This is a genomic window from Lactiplantibacillus sp. B652, assembly GCF_023806745.1.
In the GTDB taxonomy this organism is placed as follows: domain Bacteria; phylum Bacillota; class Bacilli; order Lactobacillales; family Lactobacillaceae; genus Lactiplantibacillus; species Lactiplantibacillus pentosus.
This window is the reverse complement of sequence record NZ_JAMSKY010000043.1, coordinates 1-2,455: the sequence shown is the minus strand read 5'-3', so window position 1 is coordinate 2,455 and position 2,455 is coordinate 1. Positions and strand designations below refer to the sequence as shown.

At 49.0% G+C, this 2,455-nt stretch carries 21 tRNA genes and 2 rRNA genes; all 23 read left to right on the top strand.

Annotated elements, in window-relative coordinates:
* Positions 1-113 (top strand): 5S ribosomal RNA (rrf, locus tag MZO40_RS16850); the annotation flags it as partial.
* A gap of 7 nt (positions 114-120) precedes the next feature.
* A tRNA-Val gene (locus MZO40_RS16845) sits at positions 121-193 on the top strand.
* A 4-nt stretch (positions 194-197) separates the two neighbouring features.
* Positions 198-270: transfer RNA gene (locus tag MZO40_RS16840), tRNA-Lys, on the top strand.
* A gap of 49 nt (positions 271-319) precedes the next feature.
* Positions 320-436, top strand: a 5S ribosomal RNA gene (gene rrf, locus MZO40_RS16835).
* Positions 437-442: 6 nt separating this feature from the next.
* Positions 443-515: transfer RNA gene (locus MZO40_RS16830), tRNA-Val, on the top strand.
* Positions 516-519: 4 nt separating this feature from the next.
* Positions 520-592: transfer RNA gene (locus MZO40_RS16825), tRNA-Lys, on the top strand.
* Between the two features lie 95 nt (positions 593-687).
* A tRNA-Thr gene (locus tag MZO40_RS16820) sits at positions 688-760 on the top strand.
* A 16-nt stretch (positions 761-776) separates the two neighbouring features.
* Positions 777-848 (top strand) — tRNA-Gly (locus MZO40_RS16815).
* Between the two features lie 14 nt (positions 849-862).
* Positions 863-948, top strand: a tRNA-Leu gene (locus MZO40_RS16810).
* Between the two features lie 13 nt (positions 949-961).
* Positions 962-1,035: transfer RNA gene (locus MZO40_RS16805), tRNA-Arg, on the top strand.
* 5 nt (positions 1,036-1,040) lie between these two features.
* Positions 1,041-1,114, top strand: a tRNA-Pro gene (locus MZO40_RS16800).
* 30 nt (positions 1,115-1,144) lie between these two features.
* A tRNA-Met gene (locus MZO40_RS16795) sits at positions 1,145-1,218 on the top strand.
* Between the two features lie 15 nt (positions 1,219-1,233).
* Positions 1,234-1,307: transfer RNA gene (locus tag MZO40_RS16790), tRNA-Ile, on the top strand.
* Positions 1,308-1,346: 39 nt separating this feature from the next.
* Positions 1,347-1,436: transfer RNA gene (locus MZO40_RS16785), tRNA-Ser, on the top strand.
* A 6-nt stretch (positions 1,437-1,442) separates the two neighbouring features.
* Positions 1,443-1,516, top strand: a tRNA-Met gene (locus MZO40_RS16780).
* Positions 1,517-1,519: 3 nt separating this feature from the next.
* Positions 1,520-1,594: transfer RNA gene (locus tag MZO40_RS16775), tRNA-Asp, on the top strand.
* Positions 1,595-1,624: 30 nt separating this feature from the next.
* Positions 1,625-1,697: transfer RNA gene (locus MZO40_RS16770), tRNA-Phe, on the top strand.
* Between the two features lie 10 nt (positions 1,698-1,707).
* A tRNA-Gly gene (locus MZO40_RS16765) sits at positions 1,708-1,778 on the top strand.
* Positions 1,779-1,783: 5 nt separating this feature from the next.
* Positions 1,784-1,858 (top strand) — tRNA-Ile (locus tag MZO40_RS16760).
* A 4-nt stretch (positions 1,859-1,862) separates the two neighbouring features.
* A tRNA-Ser gene (locus MZO40_RS16755) sits at positions 1,863-1,950 on the top strand.
* Positions 1,951-1,970: 20 nt separating this feature from the next.
* Positions 1,971-2,043 (top strand) — tRNA-Glu (locus MZO40_RS16750).
* A 9-nt stretch (positions 2,044-2,052) separates the two neighbouring features.
* A tRNA-Met gene (locus MZO40_RS16745) sits at positions 2,053-2,126 on the top strand.
* 2 nt (positions 2,127-2,128) lie between these two features.
* Positions 2,129-2,203, top strand: a tRNA-Asp gene (locus MZO40_RS16740).
* Positions 2,204-2,455: the final 252 nt, after the last annotated feature.

Sequence of the window (2,455 nt, the reverse complement as noted above, 5' to 3'; positions counted from 1 at the left end):
GTGACGATGGCGAGAAGGATACACCTGTTCCCATGTCGAACACAGAAGTTAAGCTTCTTAGCGCCGAGAGTAGTTGGGGGATCGCTCCCTGCGAGGGTAGGACGTTGCCATGCGATTTTTGGAGGATTAGCTCAGTTGGGAGAGCGTCTGCCTTACAAGCAGAGGGTCACAGGTTCGAGCCCTGTATCCTCCATCATGAGCCGTTAGCTCAGTTGGTAGAGCATCTGACTTTTAATCAGAGGGTCGACAGTTCGAGACTGTCACGGCTCATTTAACCGCAAGGTTAAATGAATATTAATTTAATATTTAGTCTCAATAGTGTGGCGATGATGGCGAGAAGGATACACCTGTTCCCATGTCGAACACAGAAGTTAAGCTTCTTAGCGCCGAGAGTAGTTGGGGGATCGCTCCCTGCGAGGGTAGGACGTTGCCATGCGATTTTGGAGGATTAGCTCAGTTGGGAGAGCGTCTGCCTTACAAGCAGAGGGTCACAGGTTCGAGCCCTGTATCCTCCATTATGAGCCGTTAGCTCAGTTGGTAGAGCATCTGACTTTTAATCAGAGGGTCGACAGTTCGAGACTGTCACGGCTCATTGTTTACGGCTCATAAGTAAATAAGTTCATAAAAAGTTATTGTTGATTTATGTGACTGAGCATGATATGATGTTATAGTTGTGTTAATCGTCATGCCGACTTAGCTCAGCTGGCAGAGCATCTGTCTTGTAAACAGGGGGTCGGAGGTTCGAATCCTCTAGTCGGCATTAACTGAATAATTATGCGGAAGTAGTTCAGTGGTAGAACATCACCTTGCCATGGTGGGGGTCGCGGGTTCGAATCCCGTCTTCCGCTTTGTTCCAAGTGTTGCCGGGGTGGCGGAATTGGCAGACGCACAGGACTTAAAATCCTGCGGTTAGTGATAACCGTACCGGTTCGATCCCGGTCCTCGGCACTTTTTTTATGAAGCACCCATAGCGCAATTGGATAGAGTGTCTGACTACGAATCAGAAGGTTGTAGGTTCGACTCCTACTGGGTGCATATAACGGGAAATAGCTCAGCTTGGTAGAGCACCTGGTTTGGGACCAGGGGGTCGCAGGTTCGAATCCTGTTTTCCCGATTAAGTAGTCATTACGATTATTTAACACATCGCGGTGTAGCTCAGCTGGCTAGAGCGTCCGGTTCATACCCGGGAGGTCGAGGGTTCGATTCCCCCTGCCGCGATAGGAATAAGAGCTTGGACCTTTAGCTCAGTTGGTTAGAGCAGACGGCTCATAACCGTCCGGTCGTAGGTTCGAGCCCTACAAGGTCCATCTACTATTAATAGTGGACATTTCCTAGTTACAACTTATGGAGGATTACCCAAGTCTGGCTGAAGGGAACGGTCTTGAAAACCGTCAGGTGGGTCAAACCACGCGAGAGTTCGAATCTCTCATCCTCCTTATTATCGCGGGATGGAGCAGTCTGGTAGCTCGTCGGGCTCATAACCCGAAGGTCGCAGGTTCAAACCCTGCTCCCGCAATTTGGTCCGTTGGTCTAGTTGGTTTAGGACGCCTGCCTGTCACGCAGGAGATCACGAGTTCGAGTCTCGTACGGACCGTTAAGTTAATAGTTTCTAAATGGCTACAATGGCTCGGTAGCTCAGTCGGTAGAGCAATGGATTGAAGCTCCATGTGTCGGCGGTTCGATTCCGTCCCGCGCCATCTGTCTTATGCGGGTATAGTTTAGTGGTAAAACCACAGCCTTCCAAGCTGTTGTCGCGAGTCCGATTCTCGTTACCCGCTTTTTTGGGCCTATAGCTCAGCTGGTTTAGAGCGCACGCCTGATAAGCGTGAGGTCGATGGTTCAAGTCCATTTAGGCCCATTTTGGAGAAGTACTCAAGTGGCTGAAGAGGTGCCCCTGCTAAGGGTATAGATCGCGCAAGCGGTGCGAGGGTTCGAATCCCTCCTTCTCCGTTGTTCCATATTAAAAATATGACCCCTTGGTCAAGTGGTTTAAGACACTGCCCTTTCACGGCAGTAACATGGGTTCGAATCCCGTAGGGGTCATTATATTATCGCGGGATGGAGCAGTCTGGTAGCTCGTCGGGCTCATAACCCGAAGGTCGCAGGTTCAAACCCTGCTCCCGCAATTGGTCCGTTGGTCTAGTTGGTTTAGGACGCCTGCCTGTCACGCAGGAGATCACGAGTTCGAGTCTCGTACGGACCGTCGATGACGTCATTCATTATGAATGGCGTCTTTTTTTACGTGAAATTCGATTGAACACGGGATTCTGAATTTTGGATGCTACACAAGTTTTGGGGCGGATAGGCAACTTGCCTTGAGGATCTGTAAGCAGTAAATAACGGGTCTCTGTCAACCGGTGTTGATGAAGTTATATTTAGAATCCAATTCATTTACGAATTGGGTTCTTTTTTTCGATTTTGATTTTGAATTCAATTTGAATTCGATAAATAAAGT